The following is a 24756-nucleotide window of genomic DNA, read 5'->3' on the forward strand; positions in this document are numbered from 1 at the left end:
GAATGTCGCGCCAAACCGTGCGCGTGGAATGAATTCTCGGCAAACGCCCATATTTTGAAAATGGGCCTTGAAATGAATAGACTTTCAATCCAGACCAAAAAATTCGGATCCCACCGAAACCGGTCAGGCAAACTCGGCATGCGTCTCGTCAATGCCTCGCCACCCGCCGGTAAATCGCGGTGAGCAACGCAGCCGCCAAAGCACTCAGTGCCAGCAACATGGTCGGCTCGATCGCATCGTGATGACGGTCTTTCAACCACCCGAACGCGATCGGTCCGGCGAAGCCCGCAAGGTTTCCGAAACAATTGATCGTCGCGATCCCCGCTGCCGCGGCCGTGCCGGTCAATCGCATGGTCGGCAGATGCCAGAACAGAGGCAATGCGGTCAGCGTGCCCGCAGCGGCGAGTGAAAGCCCCGCGATCACTACCGGCAGAGCGCCGCTGAACGATGCGCTCAAAATGAAACCAACCGATGCCACACCGGCGCCGCCTACGACATAGGCCGCCCAGTTACCCGCACGGTCCGCGCTACGTGCGCCGACATTCATCGCCAGCACCGCAATCAAATACGGAATCGCACTGCAAACGCCGATCCATGACAGTTTCGTCAGACCCGTGTCCTTCACGAGCGTCGGAAGCCAAAAGCCGATTCCGTACAGACCGACGAGCAGCAGGAAATAAATCGTCGTCAGCAACACCATCTCCGATGCCGACAACCTGGATGCGCGCTGCGTCTCCTCGGCACGACCTGCATTGACATCGAGGCCTCGCAACACCGCATCCGCCTCTTCCGGCGACAGCCAGCGGGCATCGTTCGGGCGGCTCGGTAGCAGATAATGCACGGCGAGACCCACGACGACCGTCGGCAAGCCTTCAATTACAAACGTCCATTGCCATCCGGACAGCGCCGCGAATCCGTCGAGATTCGTCATGATCCAACCCGACAGCATGTTGCCGACAATGCCTGCGACCGCCGTCGCGCTCATGAACAACGTCGTCATCCGGCCGCGCCGGTGAGCAGGAAACCAGTAGGTCAGGTACAGCACGATGCCAGGGAAAAATCCGGCCTCCGCTACGCCAAGGACCAACCGCTGCAGATAGAAAGTGGCGGGAGAATGTACCCACGCCGCCGCGGCCGAAACGATCCCCCAGGTCACCATGATGCGGGCAATCCACACGCGCGCGCCCACACGATGCAGCATGAGGTTGCTCGGTACCTCGAACAAGAAATAGCCGACGAAGAATATGCCCGCGCCGATACCGTAGACGGTGTCGCTCAATCCAAGATCACCTGCCATCTGCAGTTTCGCGGCCCCGACGTTAACCCGGTCGAGATACGCAAGAACCTGAGCCACCAGTAGCAACGGCATCAGCTTCCAACCGATGCGTCGATAAAGTGCGTCGAGATCCGCGGGCGACGAGTGTGCCGAGATTGCTTTTCGTTCGTCGGGTGTCTCACACCCGGTGCTGCGCATGATGTCCATTTCAGTCTCCATGAATTGTTGTTAGCACTTGCCACGTCATGCAGAAGCACCCGTCTCGGCGTGGGTCCCGTCACGAACGGTCTTGATGTACGGCGCGCCGCTGAAATCGCAGACGAGTACGCAGCACTGCCAGCCGAACGCCGGCTGGATACGCTCGACGTCGTCTCGCACGACGTCGTGAATCAGCCTCCCCATTTCGTGCAGTACCGGCTCGCTCCTGGGCTTCGTCAGCAACAGCCTGACGACGACGAATTCGTTTGTCGGATCATCTCCGGACAAGAACTGTTCGGCCGTATAGATGCGGCTCTTCAATTCGGCGAGCAAAGCATGTCCTTGTGCCGCGAGCCGTTCGTGCAACGTACTCGTCAAGGATCGGAAATCGATCAGTCTCGCAATCCCGGGCGTGGATTCGATGATCAGGTGCGGCATGTCTTCACCTCTGTTGAAAGAATGCGTGGATGAGAGGTTAGGATTCGGATCACCTGATGTAAATTTATGTTTTACGTATCGATTCATTAGCCCCTGTTATGTATTCAGCCATCGATCTTCGCCTGCTGCGCAGCTTCATTGCGGTCGCACGCTCGGGCAGTGTGACCCGCGGGGCAGCCCGGCTGCATTTGACTCAATCGGCACTCTCGCAGCACCTCCGTGAGCTCGCGGATCTGCTCGGCGTGACGCTGTTCGACCGGGTGGGTCGCGGCATTCTGCTCACTCAAGCGGGTGCGGACCTGTTCGCGGAAGTCGAGCCGATCCTGGAAAAACTCGACGTGACGCTTGCCAACGTCCGGAACCGCTCGCTCGAAGTTCAGGGCACATTGCGCATTGGTGCGATCGACACCTACGCAAGATCGCTCGTGATACCGACCATATCGACGCTACTCGCCCGGCATTCTCAGCTGCGCGTGTCCGTTCACGAACTCCCGGCCGCGGCGATCGATCAAGGGCTGATCGAAACTGAACTGGATATCGGCGTGTCGTTCTCTCACTTGTCGAATGCGGACATCGAGCAGAGAACGTTGTTCACGGAACGGCTGGCGCTCGTCCGGCGATCTACCCGTCGCAGGGCCGGAAAGACCGTCAGCCTGCAAGAAGTTGCGCGCCAGCCGCTCGCGCTGCTGAATCGGACATTCGCCATGCGCGGGCAAATCGACGCCGCATGTGCGAATGCAAACATTGCGCTGGACGTTCGCGTAGAAGCTGCCAATGTCGATTCGCTGATACGGCTCATCGAGCATGCCGACTACGCAACAATCGCGAGCCCGCTGGCAGTGCAGGCCGGCTCGCGAATCGAAACGACGACTATCTCGGACGACGGCCTGGCGCGCATCGCTGCGTTGCGCTGGCGCCGCGGCAGGACCTTTACACCCGCCATGGAACGTTTTGAAGAAGCGATGTGGCAAACGATCCGTTCGTCTGGCCTGGAAACGCCAGACGACGATTCGGTACGCATGTCGGAGCCGTCCCGCCGTCCACGTATTCGACAGCGCTGACGGCATCCTGAACACGCCCGTGGCGTAGGCGGAACGGCTGTTCAGGAAGCGGATACTCCCCTTCGCCCCGACTCCGGGCGGACGTGAGTGATTCACGAAGGAATTCCGCGAAAACGCGGACGCGCGGTACCAGCTGAAGCTACGGGAACTGACCGACTATCGGTACGATCCACGCGCGCCCGGGTTGTCCCGGCGCAGGGTGCTATGCGATCGCGCCACCACCGTCCACCAGCACCGTCGAACCCGTCGCATAAGGAGTCGACGCGAGGTAGAGCACGGCGTTCGCGACGTCCTCGGGTTGTCCAACTCGACCGGCCGGCAATCGCGCCGCGGCGCCTTCGTACATCCGGTCGCGCGCTTCCGCATCGATCTTCGACCAGAGAGGTGTCGCGATCAGGCCCGGGGATACCGTGTTGACACGTACCGGTGCAAGTTCAAGCGCAAGGCCTCTCGCCAACGATTCAAGCGCTGCGTTGATCGCGCCTTGCAAGACCGAATTCTTGCTCGGCCGCACGCTCAGAAATCCCGACACAAACGTCAGGGAACCACCTTGCCGAATGCGGACGGCCCGTGCGATGCGATACGCTCCCCAGAACTTGCTGTCCATCGCCGCATAGGCGTCATCAAGCTCCAGACCACGCACCGGGCCCGTGGCTGTCTGGGCGGCCGATACGACAACGTGGTCGAATTCGCCCGCCGAATCGAGAAATGCACGGACGCTCGCGTCGTCGGTAATGTCCATCACGCCGGTGCTCACGCCATAACCGATCCTGTCTTTGCTCGCCGCCAGCCTGGCCGCATCGCGCGATGCAATCGTCACTGTCGCTCCGGCCTCCGCAAATGCACGTGCGGTCGCTTCACCTATCCCGGAGCTTCCGCCAATCACCAACACCCTTTGATCATTGAGTTTCATCACCCGTTTCCTCCGTTAAGAATCTGTCCTTCGAACACTACCGACGATGGCACTGCCGGCAACGCACCATCGTGGAAAGCCGGGTGCGACATCCTGCCTGCATGCCAAAGCTGTAAAAAGATGCGCCCGCCCTCTGCATGCACCGCTTCTGTCACATTACGCCAGCCTTCGATCTGCGCGTCACAGTCCGACATACCGATTCAAGCATTCTTGATATCACCTTGATCATTGGTTGCGAGTGTCGTCACGAACTCGACGCAAACGCCCGGAGCAATAGACACGAACAGCTGTCGCTCGTTGGACAACGGCACGTCGCTCAATGTGTAGTCGATCCGCCTGGTGGTCAGCCGCTCGATCAACGCCTCCCATTCGCGGCGCGCGTCGATGCGCAGCGCAATATGATCGATACGCGGTGTGCTACGACCTTTCTGCGCAGGAAGCGTCGCGCGCGTAACGTGAATCATCGGGTGACGATCGAGGTACAGCCAATAGCCGTCCACGCTGAACGGCGGTCGGGGCCCGGTATCGAGACCAACAACCTCATCGAAAAAGCAACGGGTACCGTCGATGTCATCGGTAACGATGGTGGCGTGGTCGAAATGCATGGCTCATGCCTGTACGAGGGTGCGATGTCGTATTTTGTTGCCCCCGGTCGATCTTGATAATTGGCTTTGCGATTGAATGATTTTCAACGATGGCAAGAAGATGGGAAGTGCATGTTTCCACGCTCCCGATCAGCCTGGTCAGTGGCCGGGAAGATACGGGAAGGTCAACGGAAAATGAAAACGGGTGCAGACCATGGTCTGCACCCGTTACGTCCCTTCCGCATCCCGGTATACCCCGTCACGAATCGGTGGTGACTGTAGCGCGATTCCGTCACGGGATCGGCTGCGGTGATCAAGCCAGGATTGCTCGTCCCGGTGTGATTCGCGACCTCGGTCAGACATCTCAAGGTGGCTGCGCGATCGACGGCCGCACCTCGCGACACGCCGGTAATGGCATCAGCCAAGTAATTCGCAAGCGCATCGAAGAACACTTTGGCTGGTGCAAGACCGTCGGCCGGATTTGGCAGTCCACGTATCGCGGCATCAAACGGGTCGACCAGCACTTCAAGCTGACGATGCTGGCGAGCAACCTAACTCGAATAGCTCGAATACTGGAAGCGATGCCGCTGGGAGTGGCACGATGAGCCGCCCAGGCGCAGCCGTTGCGCGGCAACGCGTCGGTTGGCCCGCTGACAAGCGGGGCATCCGGCACGATCCGCCAGCGACTCAACGGCCAATTGCATACGAAACCCATTTAAGTAGCGCCTCGGTCGTCACAACGAGGCGTTTTTCAACAGCCTGCTAGAAGTCCCCGGGTTTCGCAATCGGCCGAAGCGTAGCAGCATCGTCCGGCAGGAGATAGCGCTCCTTGATCGACTTTTCTTTCGCCGCCTCGAATTCCTGCTCGTAGTTCTGGTAATTTCCGTACAACTTTCTCATCTTGCTTTTCGAATACGGAATCTTCGTGTCGTAGATCAGACCGCAACCCGTTTCCTGGTCGGTCATGTAGGTCGCGGACGGCACCTGAATCCAGGGTGGACGGACTCCTCCCTCCATGTTTCCAGTTACCAGATCGCGCACCACGGCCTTACCGTTGCGGACGACCCTCGGCGCCTTCGGCATGGTCTCGCCGTTCCGCACCCATCTATCCATCCCGTCAAGGATTGCCGATACGACGTCCTCCACCGGCTCGTCATAGAGCGTTCGGCAACGCGGATCGTTACCCTTGCCGATATCGGCGGCCACCCACTCCTTCTCACCCGTGCCGAGATCGGCCTTTCGCAAGTGCGGCATGCCCGTGACTTCGTAATAACGAAGCTTGGGGCTGTCGGTGTCCGGCGGCAGCGGAATACCGGCGAGCACATCGTGCATCAATTCGGATTCGCTGAAGACCGTCACGAACGGTGCGTCGTCCGGCATCTTGCGCGGAACGCGAATGGATTCGCCCCCCACCTCGCCATAGGCCATGCGCCCCGCCATGTACGCGTCGATCAAAGGACGACCGTCAGGCATCCGCCATTGCTGGTGGCGCCCCTGGTCGAGATAGTCCATCCATACTTGCGCCGTCACGGCCCAACTATCGACATAGACCCGCCGAACCTTCAGTGGCGCGAGCGGACTTTGCGGCGTATCGGACTTCAGCACCAGCGCCAATTGCGCACCGATGCCTTGCGATTGCGGAATGAACGGGTTCGGCACGTTGCCCAGCACGAAATGCTCGGGATCGTAATACACGCCCAGCGGCGCATAACGCGCGTAGTCGAAGCGACGCATGAAGTCGAAATTGACGATGTTTCCATACAACGCGATCTGGTCCGCCTGCTCCTTCGGCGTGTCCGATATGAACTTCGGATCGACCGCCGGCTTGTTGCTATTGAGCGTGTATCCCACGTAGGCGTATCCGCGACTCAGCAGATATTTCCGGGTAAGGATCCAGCCGGCGCCGCGCTCTCCGAACCAGCTGAACGGCTCGATTATCACGGTTCCATTGAAGCGGGCCGGGTCGGTCGGTGCGCGGACGAGAATCCGTGTCAGGTACGGCGCCTGGAACATCGTCTTCCCCGTCGCGGTAATGACCGGGGCGATACCGGATAGGTAGTATTCCTTCTCGGTGTACCCGTATCTGGCCAGATCGATATATTCGGTTCCAGGGCGGGAAGCCGACGACAGAGGCAGCTTACCGGAGGGTGGAACTTCGACGACGGTGGGCATTTGCGGGACCTCCGCGCGAACCGGTGCGGCCGTACCTGCCACGATCCAAACTCCCATCAAGACAACGTATCGGGTTTTCTCTATCAGACGGTGCATGTGAATGTTTCCACTGTTGATGAGCATGGTCACTGCGCGAAACACGTGACCCACGGCGTCGCTTCACGAATGTCTTTCGGGCATTCCACGCCACGCTGCGACGAAAGCGCCGCCCTTCCGTTTCCGGCATCTCGTATTCGCTGATGAGCGGTATTCCCGCGCGGGCTTTTCCTTCATGCGGCGCGCTGCCCCCGCGATTCCCGTTCGCCCTGCCGCCATCCCGCTGCACTGTCGACCAGGGAAGCACACCCGTCGGCGGCTCGACGCAAGTCATTAAACAGCGTCTCCAGACAGCCGTTTATCCAGAAATGGCAACTCCATACGGAACCGGGGGAATACCCTCGCGAAAGGAAACCGCCAACGGCAACGGCTCGATTGCGCCGCCACGTTTCGCATCGCCGCCTGCACCCGACCCTCGTACTTTGTGCTGATTTGGGCTACCACCTCACGGCATCGCGACTGAACACTCGAACCCGCGATTCGCGGTGCTCGTGACGACTTCAATGACGCGCTGTCTCCCGTCGACAGCGCGCGCTGCACAGGGCACACCGCATGCAGAAAAACTCCAGCGCACTGCACATTTCAGGACAATTCCATGTATTCCGTTATCCGAATTTTGTTTCCAGCGCTGATCGTCATCGGCACATTTCCGTCGCCTGCAAGCGCATACGAGTTCTACAACGACGGGAGCACGAACATCGACGCGAATCTGAGCGTGGGCTACGGGTTCTTCAGTGTCCAGCGCAGTTATATCGACCGTCCGGGCGCAACCCGATGGCAGGAAGGCTATCTGAAGTATGGCTTGAGCGGCGGCACGGCGATCCCCGGCGCAGGGTCGATCTACGGGGCCGTGAGTCTTCTCGGCTCGGCCACGTGGGGCGACGGCGACCCCGGCGGCTTTACGACCGGCCGCGAACGCCGCAACGCGCTCGAGGACGCCTACCTCGGCTGGAAATCCGGCGACTCGATTCCTGCATTGGGAAAGGACGGCATCGACATTTCCGCCGGCAGCCAGTACGTCAACGTGGGCTCCGGTTTCCTGATCAAAGGAGACAAAGTCAGTGCCGGCAGAGCTGTGGACGACGGCCGCTACGATCGCGGCGGCGCTTACTATCTGGCATCGCGCGTGGCTTTCTCGCGAACCGCAGTGCTGCGACTGGGCGGCGACACCGGATGGCATGGAAGCGCAATCTGGCTCAAATCGAACAATCATCTGCAAGCCGATACCGAGCTGGCCGTAGGCACCCTGGACTATACGGCCCAGCCGGGAACGCTCGGGCTCACCTTTGTCCATGGCATCAGCATCGACAAGCGATATGTCAGTACCCCAAGCCGCCTCGATCGCCCGGGGATGAACACGTACAGCATTCGAGGCGACGGTGACGCCGGGATCTCCAATACGCACTTCGCGTTCGAATATGCATACCAAACCAAACGATCCGGCAACGACAACGGGTGGTATGCCGAAGCCGGATATACGTTCCGGAATGTCCGGTGGCAGCCGTCGTTGAGCTATCGCTACACGCGTTATTCGAAGGATTTCGACTCGCTGTTCCAGGGTGGATTCGGCGATCGCTACCAGGGTGAAATCGCATCCAACTATTCGTTTTCATACAACTTCAATACGCGCATCCATGACGTCGGGCTCACAGTCCACCCATCCGAAAAATTTACCGTGACCCTGATGTATTTCAACTTCCGGACGTTGTCCAATCGCTCGACCCTCGATCTCGACGCGTCCGAGCTGACACTCTATCTGGATTGGGCTCTGACCAAGCATCTCCAGTTTTCCCCGAACTTCGGTGTCTACAAACCGCGAAAATACGCTGCAAACGGCGGAAACCAGACCGGCAGCGCGGCCGCAAACTTCTATGCCAACCTGATGATCGTCGCGAATTTCTAGCGCAATCTTCGATCACCCCGCCGCACATCGCATCGCCGACATCGGACTTCGTAGCAGTCGCAACCGCTTACGGCGCCTCGACACGCCGAACTTGACGGAGTCATCGGACCGGCGGACGGGCTCGCGCGTCCAGGCTCGACATCCGCGGGTTTCCCCCGCTGGGATAACACACGATTTGTTCGCAGAATTTCTCCTGCCCAAAAAACGATCAGTCGCCCTACGCACGTCCTTCGCCGCCCCGTCGAGGTTTCCTGTCATGAAGAGCATCGACCGATTTGATGACGTGAATGCCCACGCCGCGTCGATCAAGCACTGGAATCAAACCTACAGCCAGATATCGGCGGGTTCGCTCGAAAGCTCGCTGATGCAACTTGCGAGCGCGCGCTGCCATCTTTTCCGGGAACGGATAAACCAGCGCGTCGTTCAACACGGCGAAGCTCCGTCGGGAAAGATTTGCTTAGCCATACCGATTTCGGCGTCCGGACCGGTCGTCATGCAAGGCCGCAAGGCAGACTGCAACAGCGTTCTCTTCCTGCGTAGCGGCGAGGAGTTCATGTTTCATATGCCAACGGGCATGGACATGCTGTCGATCAACTTCGATCGCGATATGTTCGAATCGGCACTATCGACCGTTGCGAACGCCCACGCGATCAACACGCTCCTCAAGCAACCCGTCATCACGTTGCCCAGACAGCGCCTGAACGCGTGCCGCCGTCGCCTGCTTGCGATATTTTCCGAGGCGTTCGTCGACGACGAAGGCGGCACCATCCAGCATGACGAAGGCGCGTTCGAGCAATTCGTTCTTCATGAAATGATTCGACTGATCAGCAGCCCGGATTGCAATCTACGCCAACGCAACAGCAGTTCCACCCAAAGTTTCATCGTCGAGAAATGTCATCACCTGACCATGTCCGAGAGCGTCAAGGTTCCCAGCGTGATGGAGCTGTGCCAGCAACTGCAGGTCAGCCGGCGTACCGTGCAGAACAGCTTTCGATCCGTGACCGGAACGACGCCGTTGAATTACCTTCGGTCCGTGCGGCTCAACGGCGTGCGTCGAAGCCTGATGTCGACGCATCCATCCAAACTCCTGATCGGTGACGCCGCCGCCCGATGGGGATTCTTCCACATGAGCCATTTCGCCGAGGACTACCTGGCACTCTTCGGCGAGCTGCCTTCGCATACCAAAAGACCGGTTCGGAACGACGGATAGAAGCCGGACGAGCCGGCGCGGTCCGATCACCGAGCCCGACCGCGATGCAGGGTGCCTCGCACCCATTCCGACGGCTGCGGCCACCACCCTGCTCGTCATCTTCCGCGACCGAATCCGCTGCCGGAGCGCACGCGGATTCACGCGATGGCCGACATACGACCGGTGACTCGCGTGCGCGAGGCGCCCGGTGTACCCCGAAAATGACGGTCAATTCACCTGTCCGGCGTCGATCATGGATCTGAGATCCGCGGTCGGGTCGGCCAGCGTCGCAGCGGGAATACGCGATCGCTGGGCGATCAGCTTGCGCGCCAGCACATGGTCCGACGGCCGGTTCACGGAATGCGCAGCCGCCATCGCACCGTCGTGCAGGTAGAACACCGTAAAGCGATCGCTGGCGGGTGCACCGCGCAACACCACCTGGTCTCCGGACGATGGCAGACCGGCCATCTGGAATCTCAGGTCGTGCTGCTCGCTCCAGAACCATGGTACGGCCGAAAGCGGTTGAGGCCGACCGACCAGCACCGAGGCCGCGGCGCGCGCGCCGTCGCTGGCGGCCTGGATAGATTCAAACCGCATTCTGGCTGGACTACCCGGGAAAGGCGGCTGCGCCATGTTGGCCACGTCGCCGACGGCCAGTACGTTCCGCACCGAGGTGCGGCCCAACGCATCGACAAGGATGCCGTCGTCGCAGGCGATGCCGGCGGCATCGGCAAGCTCCGTGTTCGGCAATACGCCGATCCCTGTTACGACCAAGTCGCAATCCAACGTGCGGCCATCGTCGAACTGGACTGCCTCGACGCTACCCTGACGGCCCAGCAGCGCCCGTACGCTACGGCCCAGTTCCAGCGAGACGCCGCGTCGGCGATGCGCATGCGCGACATAGTCCGACATGAACGCCGGGAAGGCGCGCGCGAGGAGGCGAGTCTGGCTCTCGACCACGGTAACCCGCGTTCCAGCCGAGATCAGCGCGGCCGCGACCTCCAGACCAATAAACCCGCCGCCAACGATGCACGCGCTCGAGCAACGGCCAAGCCTGCGCTGTACCGCCAGCGCATCGTCGAGCGTGCGCAGTTGATGCACGCCCTGAAGCTCAGCGCCGGGAACCGGAAGCGGGCGGCAGCGCGCGCCCGTCGCGAGTGCAAGCCAGCTGTATTCGAGATGCTCGCCGTCCGCCAGCCGCACGCGGCGCGCGGCCAGATCCAGCGCTGTAGCGCGCTGCCCCACGCGCAGATCGATGCATTGTTCAGTATAGAAATCCGGGCTGCGCAGCGCGAGCTGGCCCATGCCGGTCTTGCCGGTGAGCAGGCCCTTGGAAAGAGGCGGGCGCTGGTAGGGTGCGTGCGGCTCGTCTCCGATCAGGACGATCGGTCCATCGAATCCCAGTTCGCGCGCAGCCGCGGCGAGATGAGTTCCGGCATACGAGGCACCGACGATAACGAGCGGCGCTTTTTGTGAGGATGTCAAAATTGTCTCCCGAGGAAACGCCCTGGCAATCCACGGGTTTGAACCGGATCGGCGTGCGCCGTGCGCACCGGAACCGGCTGTCGAGGACGACGTTCGCCGGCAAACCGTCGCTTCGACAATCGCGCAGCCGGAACGATGTTCGACGAGGTGGATCACTTGCCGGGCAGTACGGACTCCGAATGCGTTGAAGAGGAAGACGAGCGTGTCTCGCCGACAGGCAATCGGATACGCCCACACGAGCGCGTCTCCGATCGCCGAACCGGCCGCGGCACCCGTCGATGCACAACGCGCGCGAACGGGCACGAAACACGAAGATTCGCATTCGTGCCCCCGGTTCATCGCCGTCGTACTCCGTCGAAGTACGCGCGCCGAGCCGTCAGGAACAGGCTCGGGATAGCCGCCTAGCCTTGCTTCTCGGGCATTCTCAGCACCAGGCCGTGCAATTCTCGTGTCAACTTGATCTGACAAGCGAGCCTGCTGTTCTCCTGCGTTGCACCCAACGGCTCGAGGAGAGCAAGCTCGATCGCCGGATCGGCTTTGCCGGTCACGCCGAGCCAGGGTTCGTCGACATAGACATGGCAAGTCGCGCACGAGGCCTGTCCGCCGCAAAAGCCGTCGATACCCGGCACTCCATTTTCCAGTGCGGTCTCCATTGCATTGGCGCCGTCCGGCGCGACCACGACGTGCTCGTCGCCATTCGCTTCGATATAGGTAACTTTTGGCATATTCAAGAAAGGTGATTTTTTAACGAGCACGCGCGACTCTGTTCGATATCGAGTCGTGCGTGCGGCCTGGATATCCGCCCGTCGGCGAAAACTCACTCGTGGGTCGGCGTCACGGTATCCTGGCGAGCGCCGATTTGAAGCAAACCCTGCCAGAACGAAACGAATGGCTCGAGATAGAAGCCTCGCAGGGTTTTGTGAGGATTTTTTTCCCCAAACTCCACTTCATTCAGCCCCCAGCGCCATGTTTCGTTCTTTTTCGGCAGATAAAGCGTTCCGAACATCCAGTCCCATACCGTCAAAATCACCCCGTAGTTTTTATCTCGATGCGGCAGCTCGATGCTGTGATGGAGGTTATGCATGACAGGCGCGAGAACGATACGATTCACCCAGTTTCCGTACGAAACGTGCACGTGTACGTGAGACATCGTGTCGACGACAAAAAAGGAAACGTACACCTGAATTCCGATCACGGTCACGGTTCCCGGATTGACAGCGGTTCCGGTGGCGTAAAGCAGCAAGCCCAGCATCACGCCGGCGAAAAACGACGGAATCGTGTTCAGAAAAAAGAATTCAACCGGGTGTTGACGAAAGAGCGTCCATGGCGTCAGCGTTTCGGCCGTATGGTGCGGCTTGTGCAGTGGCCACAGGACGGGAACCTCGTGACACCAGCGGTGCACCCAGTAGCCGGAAAAATCCAGAGCCAGAAAATAGATAGCGAACTGAGCCGCAACCATTTTCCAGTCGGTGTGCATCAGAGGCGCTCTCGCCCCGAAATACGTCGCCAGAAAACCCGCCAGATTGTCCGCCACCGATATCGCATTGATTGCGACGAATACAGAAAGTGGAAAACCGATCGCCAGAAGAATAATGCCGTTCCATCGGTCGACGCGAGCCGACGCGTGATCGTACTGGTCCTTCGGAAATACGGACCTCACCACCGCCCGTAACGTCACCGGCTCTCGTTCTTTTCTTGCCAGGAACGCGACCCATGCAACTACCACGAAATAAATCGGAAGACCCCATGCCCACTGCCGCAGCATTCCGATGGTCGGGTCATAAAAGTCAGCAACCGAGCTCCATATCTCATTTAGCATCTTCGTCTCCGGGATTGCATATTGTCACGAGCCAGGGCAGGGCCGCGAGTCGCGCACGCCGCACTTGCCAGGTACCGTCTATGCCCGCGGCCTGTTCGACACAGAAGGAAGACGCGGCCGTCGGGATAGTGCGTTCATGGTGATCTGCCGCCCTCCCACAGGCCAGTAACGAACGGTGGACGAACGGTTAACGAACGTTTTTTGGTGTTTTCGCGTGACCGGACATCTGCAATTCCGGGGGTAAACCCGATTTCATCGCATCGCGGATGCCTGCGTATCGCGGGCATATCGATTCCTGCGTCCATTGCGCCCGCTCTTCTGCTCCGCTCGCTTGCGGCGCGCACCGGTTCGGCCCAGCCGAAATAACGACGTCTCGAAACGGGAGGAACGGGTGGAGAAACAGAAGACGAACCGGTATCGGGCATTCAATCTCGATGCGGCATCGAGAGCACATCCGGATCGCCGTCGAAACAGGTGCGTCCCGCATGCTCACCACGATCTCGAGCCCGGACCGGCTCCAGGGATCACCGTACGCAACGCAACTTTTTATTTTGGTTTTGCGGGTTCGCCGGCTCCGGCTTTCTTGGGCGCAAGCTCGCTTTCTCTTACAGGCCACATCTGGCCGACCTTCAGATGGCGAACAATGACCGGCTTATTACCGACATTCGACGGTCCGAATGTACGGACTTCATACAGTGCCTCGAACGTGTTATCGGAGCCGAGACTCTTCTTCAGCTTGTCCAGTTCGGATTTACTCGACGCAACATGTATCGCCTCCATGAGCGCAGGATCCCTGGTGCCAGCAATAACGACGATATGATTTCCCGATGAGCCCGGAAAGCTGGCTATATATGCATAGTCGCGGCGCATAATCCCCTCGGTCGAAGGGTTGTCCCAGTCGGATTGAAACTGATTCCCGCTCGCCCGATCGACAAGCGTATCGCCGTCGTCCGACAGAGAGAAACCCGAGATATCGCAAAGCGGTTCTTTCAGATCCGCCAGATTCCTCAGCAAACCGACATAGACGAGATCGTGAGTCCGCAACATGTTGTTGGTGAAGCTCGACATCGCGATGGATTGCAGCGACGGCAGCTCACCGGCTCGCGCGGTCGCAATGATGGGAGTAATGGCAGCCATAGCCGGCGCCACACCTTCAGGAAGGGTGTAGGTATTCAAGTCGATATATTTTTGATTCGCGCCCGAGGTCCGCAACCGGTACTGACCCAACTCATCCGCAGAGTGAATTCGGGGGTCGAGTATCAGGCGGGAAACCTCGTTGTCGGAATCCAACTCGCCGAAAACATAATCGCCGCCATATACGACAAGAGTCGGAATATGGCTCCCCGCCAGCGCACTCCAGAGATTGGTCTCGAGGCGAGCGTCTCCGGCGGGATTGCCTGCGAACCAGTTCCAGCAAATCAGATTGAGCCCGGCGAGAAGCACGGCGCCTCCTGCGAACCACATCCAGGCGCCGCGCGGCAGGCGGCGACGCGGTGCGGCACGATCGTCTGCCGCGGCCGCAGCCGGCGGAACGACGACGAGCCGATATTCCCCGCGCGGAAGGGCCAGGCGTTCACCATGCTCGTCCGGTGGCAGTTCCTCGAGTTTCTTCCGTAGCCGGTGGACATGCACCCTCACGGTCGCATCGGCGGCAAGATCCACGTCGATGGATTTGCCGAAGACCGTTTGCGCAATCTCGATTTCCTTCGGTGCGGCGTCGGCCAGCGAACGTTCGAGCAGTAATTCGAAAAGACGATTGATCTGCGACGATTTTCCGAGCACGCCACTTTTTTGAATGCGTTCCCCGTGAGCAACGAGCCGCCTTGTGTCTTTGTCCTCTAGCACGCTCGACCTCCCCGGCTTGTATGGAGACACGCCCGTTCGCTCGCCGCGCGGCGCGGCGTCAGAGTGCGCGGCACCAGGCTCGTCACCAGCACCGAACCGACCACCAGCAGCCCCGCGACCACCCCGAGCCCGGCATACGGCGCCCCCGTACGCGCAAACAGGAGGCCGACCAGCCACGAACTGAAGGCGCCGCCGAGCGAACCCAGCATGCTGATCACCGCGATGCCCGCCGCCGCCGCGCGACCGGTCAGTTGTGCAGCCGGAATCGTCCAGAAAACGATCGGCACGGTGAACGCGCACAGCTGCGCGACCGCCAGCAAGGCCACGGTGATCCATACGTGGCCGACCGAGAAGCGCAGGAGCAGTAGACTGCACGCGGTGACGAGCATGCAGACCACCGTATGCCACCGGCGCTCGCCAAATCGGTCGGAACTCCATGCGATCGCCACGTTTCCGATCATCGTGAACACCGATATCAGCCCGGATAACCAGCCGATTCCGGAGATGCTCGACACCCCGGCCGACTTCAGCACCGTGGGCGACCAGAACGTCACCGTACCCATCCCGACGTAGATGCAGAAATAGATCGCGGCAAGCCCCAGCACGCGACCGTTGCCAACGATGTCGACAACGCCGACCCGGTCATGGCCGACCACGGCCGAGGCCCGCTCGGCGTCCAGATCGCGCAAGAGCGCCTGCCGGTCGAAAGACGACAGCCATGCCGCCTGTTCTGGCCGGTCGCTCAGCATCAGCGGCGCAACCAGCCCGAGCGCGATGGCCGGCAACCCCTCGATCAGAAACAGCCATTGCCATCCGCGCAACCCCATCACGCCCTGCATGTGCGCCATGATCCAGCCGGACAGCGGTCCGCCGATCATTCCAGCAACCGGAACGGCGAGCAGCAGCATGCTGTTGACACGGGCGCGCACCGCGTCCGGAAACCAGTACGACAGGTACAGGATCAGGCCCGGAAAGAAGCCGGCCTCGGCGGCGCCGAGCAGAAACCGCACCACGTACAGCGACACGCTGCCGGTCACGAACATCTGCGCCACCGTGCAAAGGCCCCACAGCACCATGATGCGCATCAGCGTGCGGCTCGCGCCGATGCGCGCCAGCACCAGATTGCTCGGCACCTCGAAGGCGGCGTAACTGATGAAGAATATGGCCGTCGCGGAGCCGAACACGGCTTCGCTCAAGCCGAGATCCTGCAGGAACTGCAGCTTGGCGAACCCGATGTTGACGCGATCGACGAAGTTGATGACATAGCAGACGAACAGAAACGGAATCACGCGCAGCGCGATCCGGCGGTACAAGACGGCAGAGGGTGACTCGGACATGGACCGCTCCCGGTAGGTGGACATGCATCGGCAGTCGCGTGCGTTGCTCGCGGCTGTAATCGGCGGCGCCATGCATGCGCACGGCCAGTCGAAGCGCCACGGGAGAATTATACGAATCTCACAATTCGGGATTCATTGGTAGTTAACACGAGAAAATCCGCCGGGCGTCGCCTGCACCGCATCGCCCACCTTCATTCGTCAGTTTTGTAAGAAAACATCGAGATCCTGCGGATATCCCGGTCATTTCGCCTACACTGCAAGGTATCGCGTCATATCGCACGTAAACCCCCATCATAAAAATAAATTCAATCTCATATAATGAGATTTACAAAAAAAGACGGCCGCGAGCGTCAACGGGATTTTCGATCGCGTCACCCGGTGTTTTTTTCTGGATATGATCGTCGGCGGGACCGGCCGCATGGCACGGCATCTTCGGAAGCCGTCCATCCGGGCGAATCCAGGCGAACCGCGCGCATCGCGCGCTGCCCGCGCCCGGGCAACCTGCGTCGGCCTCGGCCGGCATCGAATTTCAGACGGTATGCATCAGCCACGCCATGAATCTGCACGCTGAAACACTGTGCTTCTCGGATGTGTTCCTCCATTCCCAGGCGATCGTGAACTGGTCGCAGCACTACGACCAGATCAGTCCCGGCACCGCAACGACCACGCTGCGCCAGGTCGCCGGCCAGCGTTTCCACGTCTTTCGCGAACGCATCAATCAGCGCGTGATGCAGCACGGCCTCGCGCCGCGCGACCGGCTCTGCTTCGCGCTCCCGATCGTCAGCGCGGTCGCGCCCGTGGTCCAGGGGCGCACCGTCGAGCGCCCGAGCCTGCTGACGCTGCGCGGCGGCGAGGAGTTCGTCGCGCATCTGCCGTGCGACACCGAGGTGCTCGCCTTCACGATCGATCGCACGCTCACGGCCGATCGCGAACTGGACGAACTCGCGAACCTGCCTGCCCGCATCCTGAAGCAGCCGGTGCTGCCGATCTCGCCCGCACGCTACGGCCATGCGCTGGACGGGCTCGAGCGCGTGCTTTGCCAGGCGCTCGACAGCGGTTCGCTCACCGCACGCGATGCATTCGACGAACGCGTGCTCGCGCACAGTGTCGTCGGCATCCTGCTCGACCTCGTGCAGTCCGACGATGCGGATGCCGGCGCGCTGCCGTCGGCCTCGACGCAAAGCTACATCGTTCGTCGCAGCCAGGAAATCGCGCTCGAATGCGACGACGTGCCGACGGTGATCGATCTCTGTCACCACCTCAGAATCAGCCGCCGCACGCTGCAATACAGTTTCCAGAACGTGGTCGGCACGACGCCGACCGCCTATCTCCGCTCGATCCGGCTGAACGCCGTGCGGCGCTTCCTGATGACGACGCCCGAGACGATGCGGATCGGCGACGCGGCGGCGCAATTCGGCTTTTGCCACTTCGGGCGCTTCTCCGCGTACTACCACCAGCATTTCCACGAGCTGCCGTCACACACGCCGCGCCTGAGCTGAGCCCGCGAACGACGCATGGTGGCGGCGCATCCGGGTAATCCCCTGCCGCCCCCGCGCATGCGGATTGCCGATAACGGACAACGCGCGTGATTTAGGCACCGTAAATTTTTGTCGTCGGCCTGCTTGTGTGCGCTTCACCGCATCGAGCGGCCGTCCAAGCGCACACCTGTGTCGTCGTCGGTGGTCGGCCGTCGGCATCCCTTGCCGGCTCGTCAGGATCGGCGCGCGGCACGGGAATATCGATCAGGCATGCCGGTGTCGATTCCTGACGGACGATCCGGCCAGCGGGACTACTCATGAACGAATCGTCACCCCGGTCCGAAGCGGGGCTCAGCAAGAACGCCGTCGGACTTTCACACATCGTTTTCTTCGTCGTCGCCGCGGCCGCGCCGCTCACCGCGATGGTCGGCGCGACGCCCGCGGCATTCTCGCTCGGCAACGGCCCCGGCGTGCCCGGCGTATTCGTGCTGGCGGGCGTCATGTACCTGATCTTCAGCATCGGCTATGCCGCGATGAGCCGGCACATCTCCAATGCGGGCGCGTTCTATGCATACATCGCGAACGGGCTCGGACGCCCCGCCGGCGTGGGCGGCGCGTTCGTCGCGATCGTCGCGTACAACGCCGTGCAGATCGCGATCTACTGCATGTTCGGCTTTTTCCTGAACGACAGCATCCAGCGGCACTACGGCGTCGACGTGCCGTGGTGGGCGTTCGCGCTCGCGTGCGTCGTCGCGGTCCACGTCTGCGGCGCGCGACGCATCGAGTTCAGCGGCCGGCTGCTCGGCATGCTGATGATCGGCGAGATCGCGATCGTGATGCTGCTCGATCTCGCGATCGTCGTGCACGGCGCGAGCACCGGCGGCTTCAGCGCGAAGCCGTTCAGCCCCGCGCTGGTGTTCGCACCCGGGCTCGGCACCGCGCTCGTGTTCGTGCTCGGCTCGTACATGGGCTTCGAGGCGACGGCGATCTTCTCCGAGGAGGCGCGCGACCCGAAACGTACGATTCCGCGGGCCACCTACCTGGCCGTGATCCTCATCATGGCGTTCTACGCGCTGTCGTCGTGGGCGATCGTCGAGGCGTGGGGCGAGGGGCAGATCGCCGCACAGGCGGGCCGCGATCCGGCCAATCTGTGGTTTGCCGTCAGCGGCCGGCTGCTCGGCGGCATCGCGACGGACGCGATGAACGTGCTGCTCGTCACGAGCCTCTTCGCGGCCATCCTGTCGTTCCACAACACGATCACGCGCTATTTCTACGCGATGGGCCGCGAACGCGTACTGTGGCGCAAGCTCGGTCATACGTGCCCCGTGCATCGTTGCCCGGACGTCGCCGGCAAGGTGCAGACGCTGATCGCGCTCGCGGCCATCGTCGGATCGGCGGTGTTCCGCCTCGATCCGTTCGCGGTCGTGTTCTCGTGGATGAGTGCGCTGGCCACGATCGGCATCATCGCGGTGCAGATCCTGGTGGCGGCCTCGGTAATCGCATTCTTCGCGCGCGATCGCCGGGACGCCAGCGTCGTGCACCGCCTGATCGCGCCGCTCGTCAGCGTGATCGCGCTCGGTGCATGCCTCGTGCTGGTCGTGCGCAACCTGTCCGTGCTGAGCGGATCGGATTCGACCTTCGTCGCGATGTTTCCGTATTTCCTCGTCGCCGTCGGTGCGCTCGGCATCCGCGCCGCGCTGCGGCTGAAGCGCAGCGATCCCGACCTGTACCGCGAACTCGGGCGCGCCGCCCAGTAGCCGCTGGCCCGTAGCCGCGGCCCGGACGGTGCCGCGCCGCCCCGTCGTCCCGTTACGCCCTCCCCGGGCATTTCCCGCTGCCGACGCGACTCGCAATGCGTCGCGCCGGCACGGGTATTCCCTATCCCGATCGCACAGCAACGATTGCCGATAGCGGACAAGGCGCGCGATTTCATCGACATACAGTGAAAGCGACGTCGCCGCAGCACGGTGGCAGCCGCCCTCGCCGCCGCCCCGTTCAGCCCGACGATTCGCCCCTGTGAAACATGGACACCATGATGAAAATTCAGAATCTGATCGGCGGCAGGCATTGCGATGCAGCGACCGGCCGCACTTTCGAAAAGCTGGCGCCGGCAACCGGCGACTACGTCGCCGCCGTGCCCGCATCGACCGCCGAGGACGTCGATCGCGCGGTGCGTGCCGCGCACGCCGCGCTGCACGACGACGCGTGGGCCCGCGCCGGCGGCTCGGCCCGCGCCCGCTGGCTCCTTCGGCTCGCGGATCTGGTCGAGCGCAACGGCAATGCGCTGACGGAATTGCTGGCCGTCGAACAGGGACGCCCGCTTGCCGAGATGCGCATGATGGACCTCCCGATGTGCATCGACACGCTGCGCTATTTCGCCGGCTGGGCGGACAAGCTCGAGGGCCGCACGATTCCGACCGACGGCTTCATGGGCCGACCGACGCTCAGCTACACGCGGCGTGCACCGGTGGGCGTCGCCGGTCTGATCATTCCGTGGAACGCGCCGTTGATGATCGCCGTGTGGAAACTCGCGCCGGCGCTCGCGGCCGGCTGCCCCGTGGTCATCAAGCCGTCGGAGGACACGCCGCTGGCCGTCGCCCGGCTCGGCGAACTCGTCTGCGAAGCCGGCCTGCCCGCCGGGGTCGTCAACATCGTTCACGGCGTGGGCGCGGAAGTCGGCGCCGCGCTGGTCGCGCACCCGCTCGTGAACAAGATCAGCTTCACCGGCAGCACCGAAGTCGGCCGCGCGATCGCGACCGCGGCAGCGAAGACCTTCAAGCGCGTCACACTCGAACTCGGCGGCAAGGCCGCGCAGATCGTGTTCGCGGATGCCGATCTCGATCGTGCGATTCCGTCGCTGATGGCCGGCATGTTCGCGAACCAGGGCCAGACGTGCGCGGCCGGCTCGCGCGTGCTCGCGCACCGCTCGATCGCGCACGCACTCGAAGAGCGGCTTGCCGAGGCGGCCCGGGCCATCCGTGTCGGTCCGCCGTCGGAGCCCGGCGTGCAGATGGGCGCGCTGATCAACCCGCGTCACCTCGCGCGCGTCCGTGCGCTCGTCGACGGCGCGCTCGCCGAAGGGGCGGTCATGCTCGTCGGCGACGAACAGGTGCCGCCGCGCGGCTGCTTCATGCGACCGACGATCCTGGGCGGTGTCCATCCGGGCATGCGAATCGCCCGCGACGAAGTGTTCGGCCCGGTCGGCATGGTCATGCCGTTCGAGACCGAGGACGAGGCCGTTCGCATCGCCAACGACACGCCGTTCGGCCTCTCCGCTTCGGTGTGGACACAGGATGTCGACACCGCGCACCGCGTCGCCGAGCGGCTCGACGTCGGCGCGGTCGCAATCAATGCATGGAGCCCGATCGACGCACGCCTGCCGTGGGGCGGCACCAAGCAAAGCGGGATCGGGCGCGACCTGTCGAAGGCCGCGCTCGATGCATACCTCGAGGAAAAGATCGTCACCGCAGCCCTGTGACCCGCGGCGCACACCACGTCGCACCCCTCTGTTCAAGCACTTCGTAAGAGAGACGAGAGACACCATGGACTATCAAAAGCGTCAAAAACGATTCTGGCATCCGATGAGCTCGGCCGCCGCCGGCCATACGACCCCCACCGTCGTCATCGCGCGCGGCGACGGCAACTACGTGTACGACGTCGACGGCCATCGCATGCTCGACGGCGTCGGCGGATTGTGGAACGTCAACGTCGGCCACAACCGGCCGGAAGTGAAAAGCGCGATCGCGCGGCAGATGGACGAGCTGTCTTACTACCAGACCTTCGACGGCGTCGCCCATCCGCGCGTCTACGACCTGGCCGACCGCCTGTGCGCTATGTTCGCGCAGGAGGACATGCAACGGGTGATGTTCGGCAGCGGCGGGTCCGACGCGATCGAGACCGCGCTCAAGATGGCGCGTCAGTACTGGGTCGCCGCAGGCGAGCCGTCGCGCACGAAATTCCTGTCGCTGCGCAACGGCTATCACGGCGTACACATGGGCGGCACGTCGATCGGCGGCAACGGCGTCTACCATTACAATCACGGCCCGCTGCTGCCCGGCTGCGTACTGCTCGACACGCCGTGGCTCTACCGCAATCCGTGGAACTGCGACGATCCGCAACAGCTCGTCGAGCACTGCATCCGGCAGCTCGAGGAAACGATCGCGTTTCACGGCCCGCAGACCATTGCCGCGTTCGTCGCCGAACCGGTGCAGGGCGCCGGCGGCCTGATCGTCCCGCCGGCCGATTACTGGCCGCGCGTGCGGGCCGTATGCGACCGCAACGGCATCCTGCTGATCGCCGACGAGGTGGTCACCGGCTTCGGCCGCACCGGCAGCCTGCTCGGCAGCCGCGGCTGGGGCGTCGCCGCCGACATCCTGTGCGTCGCCAAGGGCATTTCCGCCGGCTACGTGCCGCTCGGCGCGACACTGTACAACGGCCGGATCGCCGACGCGATCGAACATGGTGCGGGCTTCTCGCACGTGGTCATGCACGGCTATACGTACAGCGGGCATCCGCTCGCTTGCGCGGCGTCGCTTGCCGTGCTCGACATCGTCGAGGCCGAGGATCTGCCCGGTAATGCAGCGCGGGTCGGCCAGCGCCTGCTCGAGCAATTGCTGCCGCTGAAGGCCGACTTCGAGACGGTCGGCGACGTCCGCGGCAAGGGACTGATGCTGGCGCTCGATCTGGTGACCGACAAGGCCAGCCGCACGCCGCTCGATCCGGGACAGGGGTTCGCCGCCCGCGTGGCCGATGCCGCGCGCAAGCGCGGCGTCCTGGTACGGGCGATCGCGAACAAGGTCGTGATGTCGCCGCCGTTGACGCTGCGGCAGGACGAAGCCGACTTCATCGCGGTGACGCTGCGCGAAGCACTGCAGGAATGCTGCGCGGATTCGCCGGCGATCGCCTGAGCGCGCGAAATAGCGTGGCGCACGGGCCTCTCGTCGAAGGTTCGTGCGCATCGCCATCCGGCCTCGGTTCGACGAAGATCGGCGCGAGACGTTGACGATCGGCATCCCGCCTGTCGCAGTGTCGCTTCAAAGGAAGACAAATCAAATGGAACACCAGGCCATTGCATTCACCGTGGAGAAATACCCGCTCGCGCTTCGGCTGCTGCACTGGGTCAGGGCGATCCTGATCGGCGCGCAGCTCTGGACCGGCTGGACGATGGTCCGGCTCGACGACAACCTGCCGGCCAAGTTCGACTGGTACTACCCGACGCACAAGGAGTTCGGCGTGCTCACGCTGCTGGTGGTCGTCACGCAACTGGCGATTCGGTCGATGAAGCCGTTGCCGCCGCTGCCTGCCACCCTGCCGACGCTCGACCGCAAGCTCGCCAAGATCGGCCACTACCTGCTGTACGCGCTGGCGATCGTCGTGCCGCTGATGGGTTATTCGATGTCCAGTACTTTCACGCAGAGCGACGGCGTGCCGTTCTTCTTTTTCCGCGTACCCGAGCTGCTGCCGAAGAACGACCACTGGTTCGAGGCGTTTCAGTGGCTGCACCGGACGCTCGCCTACACGTTGCTCGCGCTCATCGTGCTGCATGTGCTCGGCGCGCTGAAGCACCGCTTCTTCGACCGCAACCCGGAAAACGACGTGCTGCGGCGGATGCTGTAGCTCCGCTACGCGGAACCTCGCGCCCGGCGAGGCGCCGTATTCGGTCCGCTCGATCGCGGCGGACCGATTTTCTTCCCGATTCATATTTCGTTTAACTAACGATAATCGGACCCGCTGCACGCGTCCGGTGCTGACGCACGCCGTCGGAAACCGTGTCGCCACGCGTGGGCCGCCCACACCTGGAGATCGACGATGAAGAAGATAATGGCGGCCGTATCGGCCGCGAGCGCCATGGGTTTCGGCCTGCCGGCCCACGCGCAAAGCACCGTGACGCTGTACGGCCTGATCGACGAAGGCATCAATTTCACGAGCAACGCGGGCGGCAGCAAGGCTTACCAGATGATCAGCGGCGATACCGTCGGCAGCAACTGGGGGTTGAAAGGTACCGAAGACCTCGGCGGCGGCCTGAGGGCGCTGTTCCAGCTCGAAAACGGCTTCAACGCGAGTACGGGCGCGCTCGGCGTGACGTCCCGGATGTTCGGCAGGCAGGCTTATGTCGGACTCGATTCCGACCGGTTCGGCACACTTACGCTCGGCCGCCAGTACGACCCCACGCTCGACATGTGGAGCCCGTTCACGGCCACCGGAAACTGGCTCGGCGACTTCGGCGCGCACCCGTACGACAACGACAACGCCGACTGGGACTACCGCATCCAGAACAGCGTCAAATACGTGTCGCCCGCGTATGCCGGCTTCAAGGGCGAAGTGCTCTACGGCCTCTCGAACCAGGCGGGCGGCTTCGCGCGAAACCGCGTCTACAGCGCGGCCGTGCAGTACCAGATGGGCGCGTTCTCCGCCGCCGTCGCCTACCTGAAGGCAAACAACGGCGGCGCGACCGCGGGCGGCGCGCTGTCGAGCGACGACACGGTATTCAGCGGCCGCTCGCAGCAGAACATCGATGCCGGCGCGTCATACAAGTTCAGCGACAAGTTCACGCTCTCCGCCGCGTATTCGCACGTCGACGTGACCAACCCCGAATCGAATCTCTACTTCGCGAACCCGCCTGCGGCAGGCACGCAGAACGCGTGGAAATTCGACAACTTCGAGGTCAACGGCCAGTATTTCTTCCGGCCTGACTTCTGGCTCGGTGCCGCCTATGCATTCACGCATGCGCATGTCGCCACGACGGCCGGCGACGCATCGCCGAGCTGGCACCAGCTGTCGATGATGCTCGACTACGACCTCAGCAAGCGGACCTCGACCTACCTCCAGGCTGCCTACCAGCATGCAACCGGCAACACCGGTACCGACTTCGACTATGCGCACGTGCTCGGCACGGCCGGGCAGTCGTCGGGCCGCAACCAGCTGGCGCTGCGGATCGGGATGATGCATCGGTTCTGAGCGCG

Annotated in this window: 19 protein-coding genes and 2 pseudogenes; 10 read left to right on the forward strand and 11 right to left on the reverse strand. The window is 62.3% G+C overall.

The window, feature by feature from the left end:
• Positions 1–148: 148 nt before the first annotated feature.
• Complete coding sequence (locus PQB87_RS39260) at positions 149–1483, reverse strand: MFS transporter (RefSeq protein WP_489244674.1); 1335 nt, start codon at positions 1481–1483, stop codon at positions 149–151.
• A 36-nt stretch (positions 1484–1519) separates the two neighbouring features.
• A complete protein-coding gene (locus PQB87_RS39265; protein WP_301863181.1) occupies positions 1520–1912 on the reverse strand; it encodes a 5-carboxymethyl-2-hydroxymuconate Delta-isomerase in 393 nt (130 codons plus the stop codon).
• A gap of 98 nt (positions 1913–2010) precedes the next feature.
• Between PQB87_RS39265 and PQB87_RS39270 the strand changes: the two genes are divergently transcribed.
• Positions 2011–2973 carry a LysR substrate-binding domain-containing protein gene (locus tag PQB87_RS39270; protein ID WP_489244676.1) on the forward strand — a complete coding sequence of 321 codons (963 nt, stop codon included), beginning with the start codon at positions 2011–2013 and terminating at the stop codon, positions 2971–2973.
• Between the two features lie 202 nt (positions 2974–3175).
• Here the strand turns inward: PQB87_RS39270 and PQB87_RS39275 are convergent, their stop codons facing one another.
• The 3 genes and pseudogenes from PQB87_RS39275 to PQB87_RS39285 all read right to left on the reverse strand — a co-directional run bounded on the left by PQB87_RS39275 (position 3176) and on the right by PQB87_RS39285 (position 4491).
• Positions 3176–3886 carry an SDR family oxidoreductase gene (locus PQB87_RS39275; protein WP_060061250.1) on the reverse strand — a complete coding sequence of 237 codons (711 nt, stop codon included), beginning with the start codon at positions 3884–3886 and terminating at the stop codon, positions 3176–3178.
• A 20-nt stretch (positions 3887–3906) separates the two neighbouring features.
• Positions 3907–4068, reverse strand: a pseudogene (locus PQB87_RS39280) (oxidoreductase); the annotation flags it as partial.
• Positions 4069–4086: 18 nt separating this feature from the next.
• A complete protein-coding gene (locus PQB87_RS39285) occupies positions 4087–4491 on the reverse strand; it encodes a VOC family protein (protein ID WP_021157732.1) in 405 nt (134 codons plus the stop codon).
• Between the two features lie 293 nt (positions 4492–4784).
• Between PQB87_RS39285 and PQB87_RS39290 the strand changes: the two are divergent.
• Positions 4785–5075, forward strand: a pseudogene (locus PQB87_RS39290) (IS5/IS1182 family transposase); the annotation flags it as partial.
• A 157-nt stretch (positions 5076–5232) separates the two neighbouring features.
• Here PQB87_RS39290 and PQB87_RS39295 read toward each other — a convergent pair.
• Complete coding sequence (locus tag PQB87_RS39295; protein WP_244113991.1) at positions 5233–6642, reverse strand: alpha/beta hydrolase domain-containing protein; 1410 nt, start codon at positions 6640–6642, stop codon at positions 5233–5235.
• 691 nt (positions 6643–7333) lie between these two features.
• On the opposite strand from PQB87_RS39295, the gene PQB87_RS39300 reads away from it, so the two are divergent.
• Positions 7334–8641 carry an alginate export family protein gene (locus PQB87_RS39300; RefSeq protein ID WP_111940642.1) on the forward strand — a complete coding sequence of 436 codons (1308 nt, stop codon included), beginning with the start codon at positions 7334–7336 and terminating at the stop codon, positions 8639–8641.
• Positions 8642–8897: 256 nt separating this feature from the next.
• Positions 8898–9851: a helix-turn-helix domain-containing protein gene (locus PQB87_RS39305; RefSeq protein ID WP_489244679.1), complete on the forward strand. Its 954-nt coding sequence runs from the start codon at positions 8898–8900 to the stop codon at positions 9849–9851.
• A gap of 207 nt (positions 9852–10058) precedes the next feature.
• Here PQB87_RS39305 and PQB87_RS39310 read toward each other — a convergent pair whose 3' ends face one another.
• From PQB87_RS39310 to PQB87_RS39330, 5 genes are all read right to left on the reverse strand, one after another.
• Entirely contained in the window at positions 10059–11654 is a 1596-nt protein-coding gene (locus tag PQB87_RS39310) for an NAD(P)/FAD-dependent oxidoreductase (RefSeq protein WP_489244681.1), read from the reverse strand.
• A gap of 62 nt (positions 11655–11716) precedes the next feature.
• Complete coding sequence (locus PQB87_RS39315; RefSeq protein WP_021157738.1) at positions 11717–12070, reverse strand: 2Fe-2S iron-sulfur cluster-binding protein; 354 nt, start codon at positions 12068–12070, stop codon at positions 11717–11719.
• 62 nt (positions 12071–12132) lie between these two features.
• Complete coding sequence (locus PQB87_RS39320) at positions 12133–13134, reverse strand: sterol desaturase family protein (RefSeq protein ID WP_060061246.1); 1002 nt, start codon at positions 13132–13134, stop codon at positions 12133–12135.
• A gap of 546 nt (positions 13135–13680) precedes the next feature.
• Positions 13681–14979: a hypothetical protein gene (locus PQB87_RS39325; RefSeq protein ID WP_489244683.1), complete on the reverse strand. Its 1299-nt coding sequence runs from the start codon at positions 14977–14979 to the stop codon at positions 13681–13683.
• Positions 14973–16316 carry an MFS transporter gene (locus PQB87_RS39330; protein WP_489244685.1) on the reverse strand — a complete coding sequence of 448 codons (1344 nt, stop codon included), beginning with the start codon at positions 16314–16316 and terminating at the stop codon, positions 14973–14975. Before PQB87_RS39330 ends, PQB87_RS39325 begins: the two co-directional genes overlap by 7 nt.
• 554 nt (positions 16317–16870) lie before the next feature.
• Here PQB87_RS39330 and PQB87_RS39335 point away from each other — a divergent pair.
• The 6 genes from PQB87_RS39335 (at position 16871) to PQB87_RS39360 (ending at position 24751) form a co-directional block, all read left to right on the forward strand.
• Positions 16871–17815 (forward strand): helix-turn-helix domain-containing protein, encoded by a 945-nt coding sequence (locus PQB87_RS39335; protein ID WP_059495730.1) that lies wholly within the window; start codon positions 16871–16873, stop codon positions 17813–17815.
• 296 nt (positions 17816–18111) lie between these two features.
• A complete protein-coding gene (locus PQB87_RS39340; RefSeq protein ID WP_048027885.1) occupies positions 18112–19551 on the forward strand; it encodes an APC family permease in 1440 nt (479 codons plus the stop codon).
• 275 nt (positions 19552–19826) lie between these two features.
• Complete coding sequence (locus PQB87_RS39345; RefSeq protein ID WP_048027942.1) at positions 19827–21272, forward strand: aldehyde dehydrogenase family protein; 1446 nt, start codon at positions 19827–19829, stop codon at positions 21270–21272.
• Positions 21273–21336: 64 nt separating this feature from the next.
• Positions 21337–22701, forward strand: a complete 1365-nt coding sequence (locus PQB87_RS39350; RefSeq protein ID WP_233344947.1) for an aspartate aminotransferase family protein — start codon at positions 21337–21339, stop codon at positions 22699–22701.
• A gap of 145 nt (positions 22702–22846) precedes the next feature.
• Positions 22847–23410, forward strand: a complete 564-nt coding sequence (locus tag PQB87_RS39355) for a cytochrome b (protein WP_048027888.1) — start codon at positions 22847–22849, stop codon at positions 23408–23410.
• Positions 23411–23602: 192 nt separating this feature from the next.
• Complete coding sequence (locus PQB87_RS39360; RefSeq protein WP_301863176.1) at positions 23603–24751, forward strand: porin; 1149 nt, start codon at positions 23603–23605, stop codon at positions 24749–24751.
• Positions 24752–24756: the final 5 nt, after the last annotated feature.

The sequence above is a fragment of the Burkholderia sp. KL41 genome (assembly GCF_057005415.2).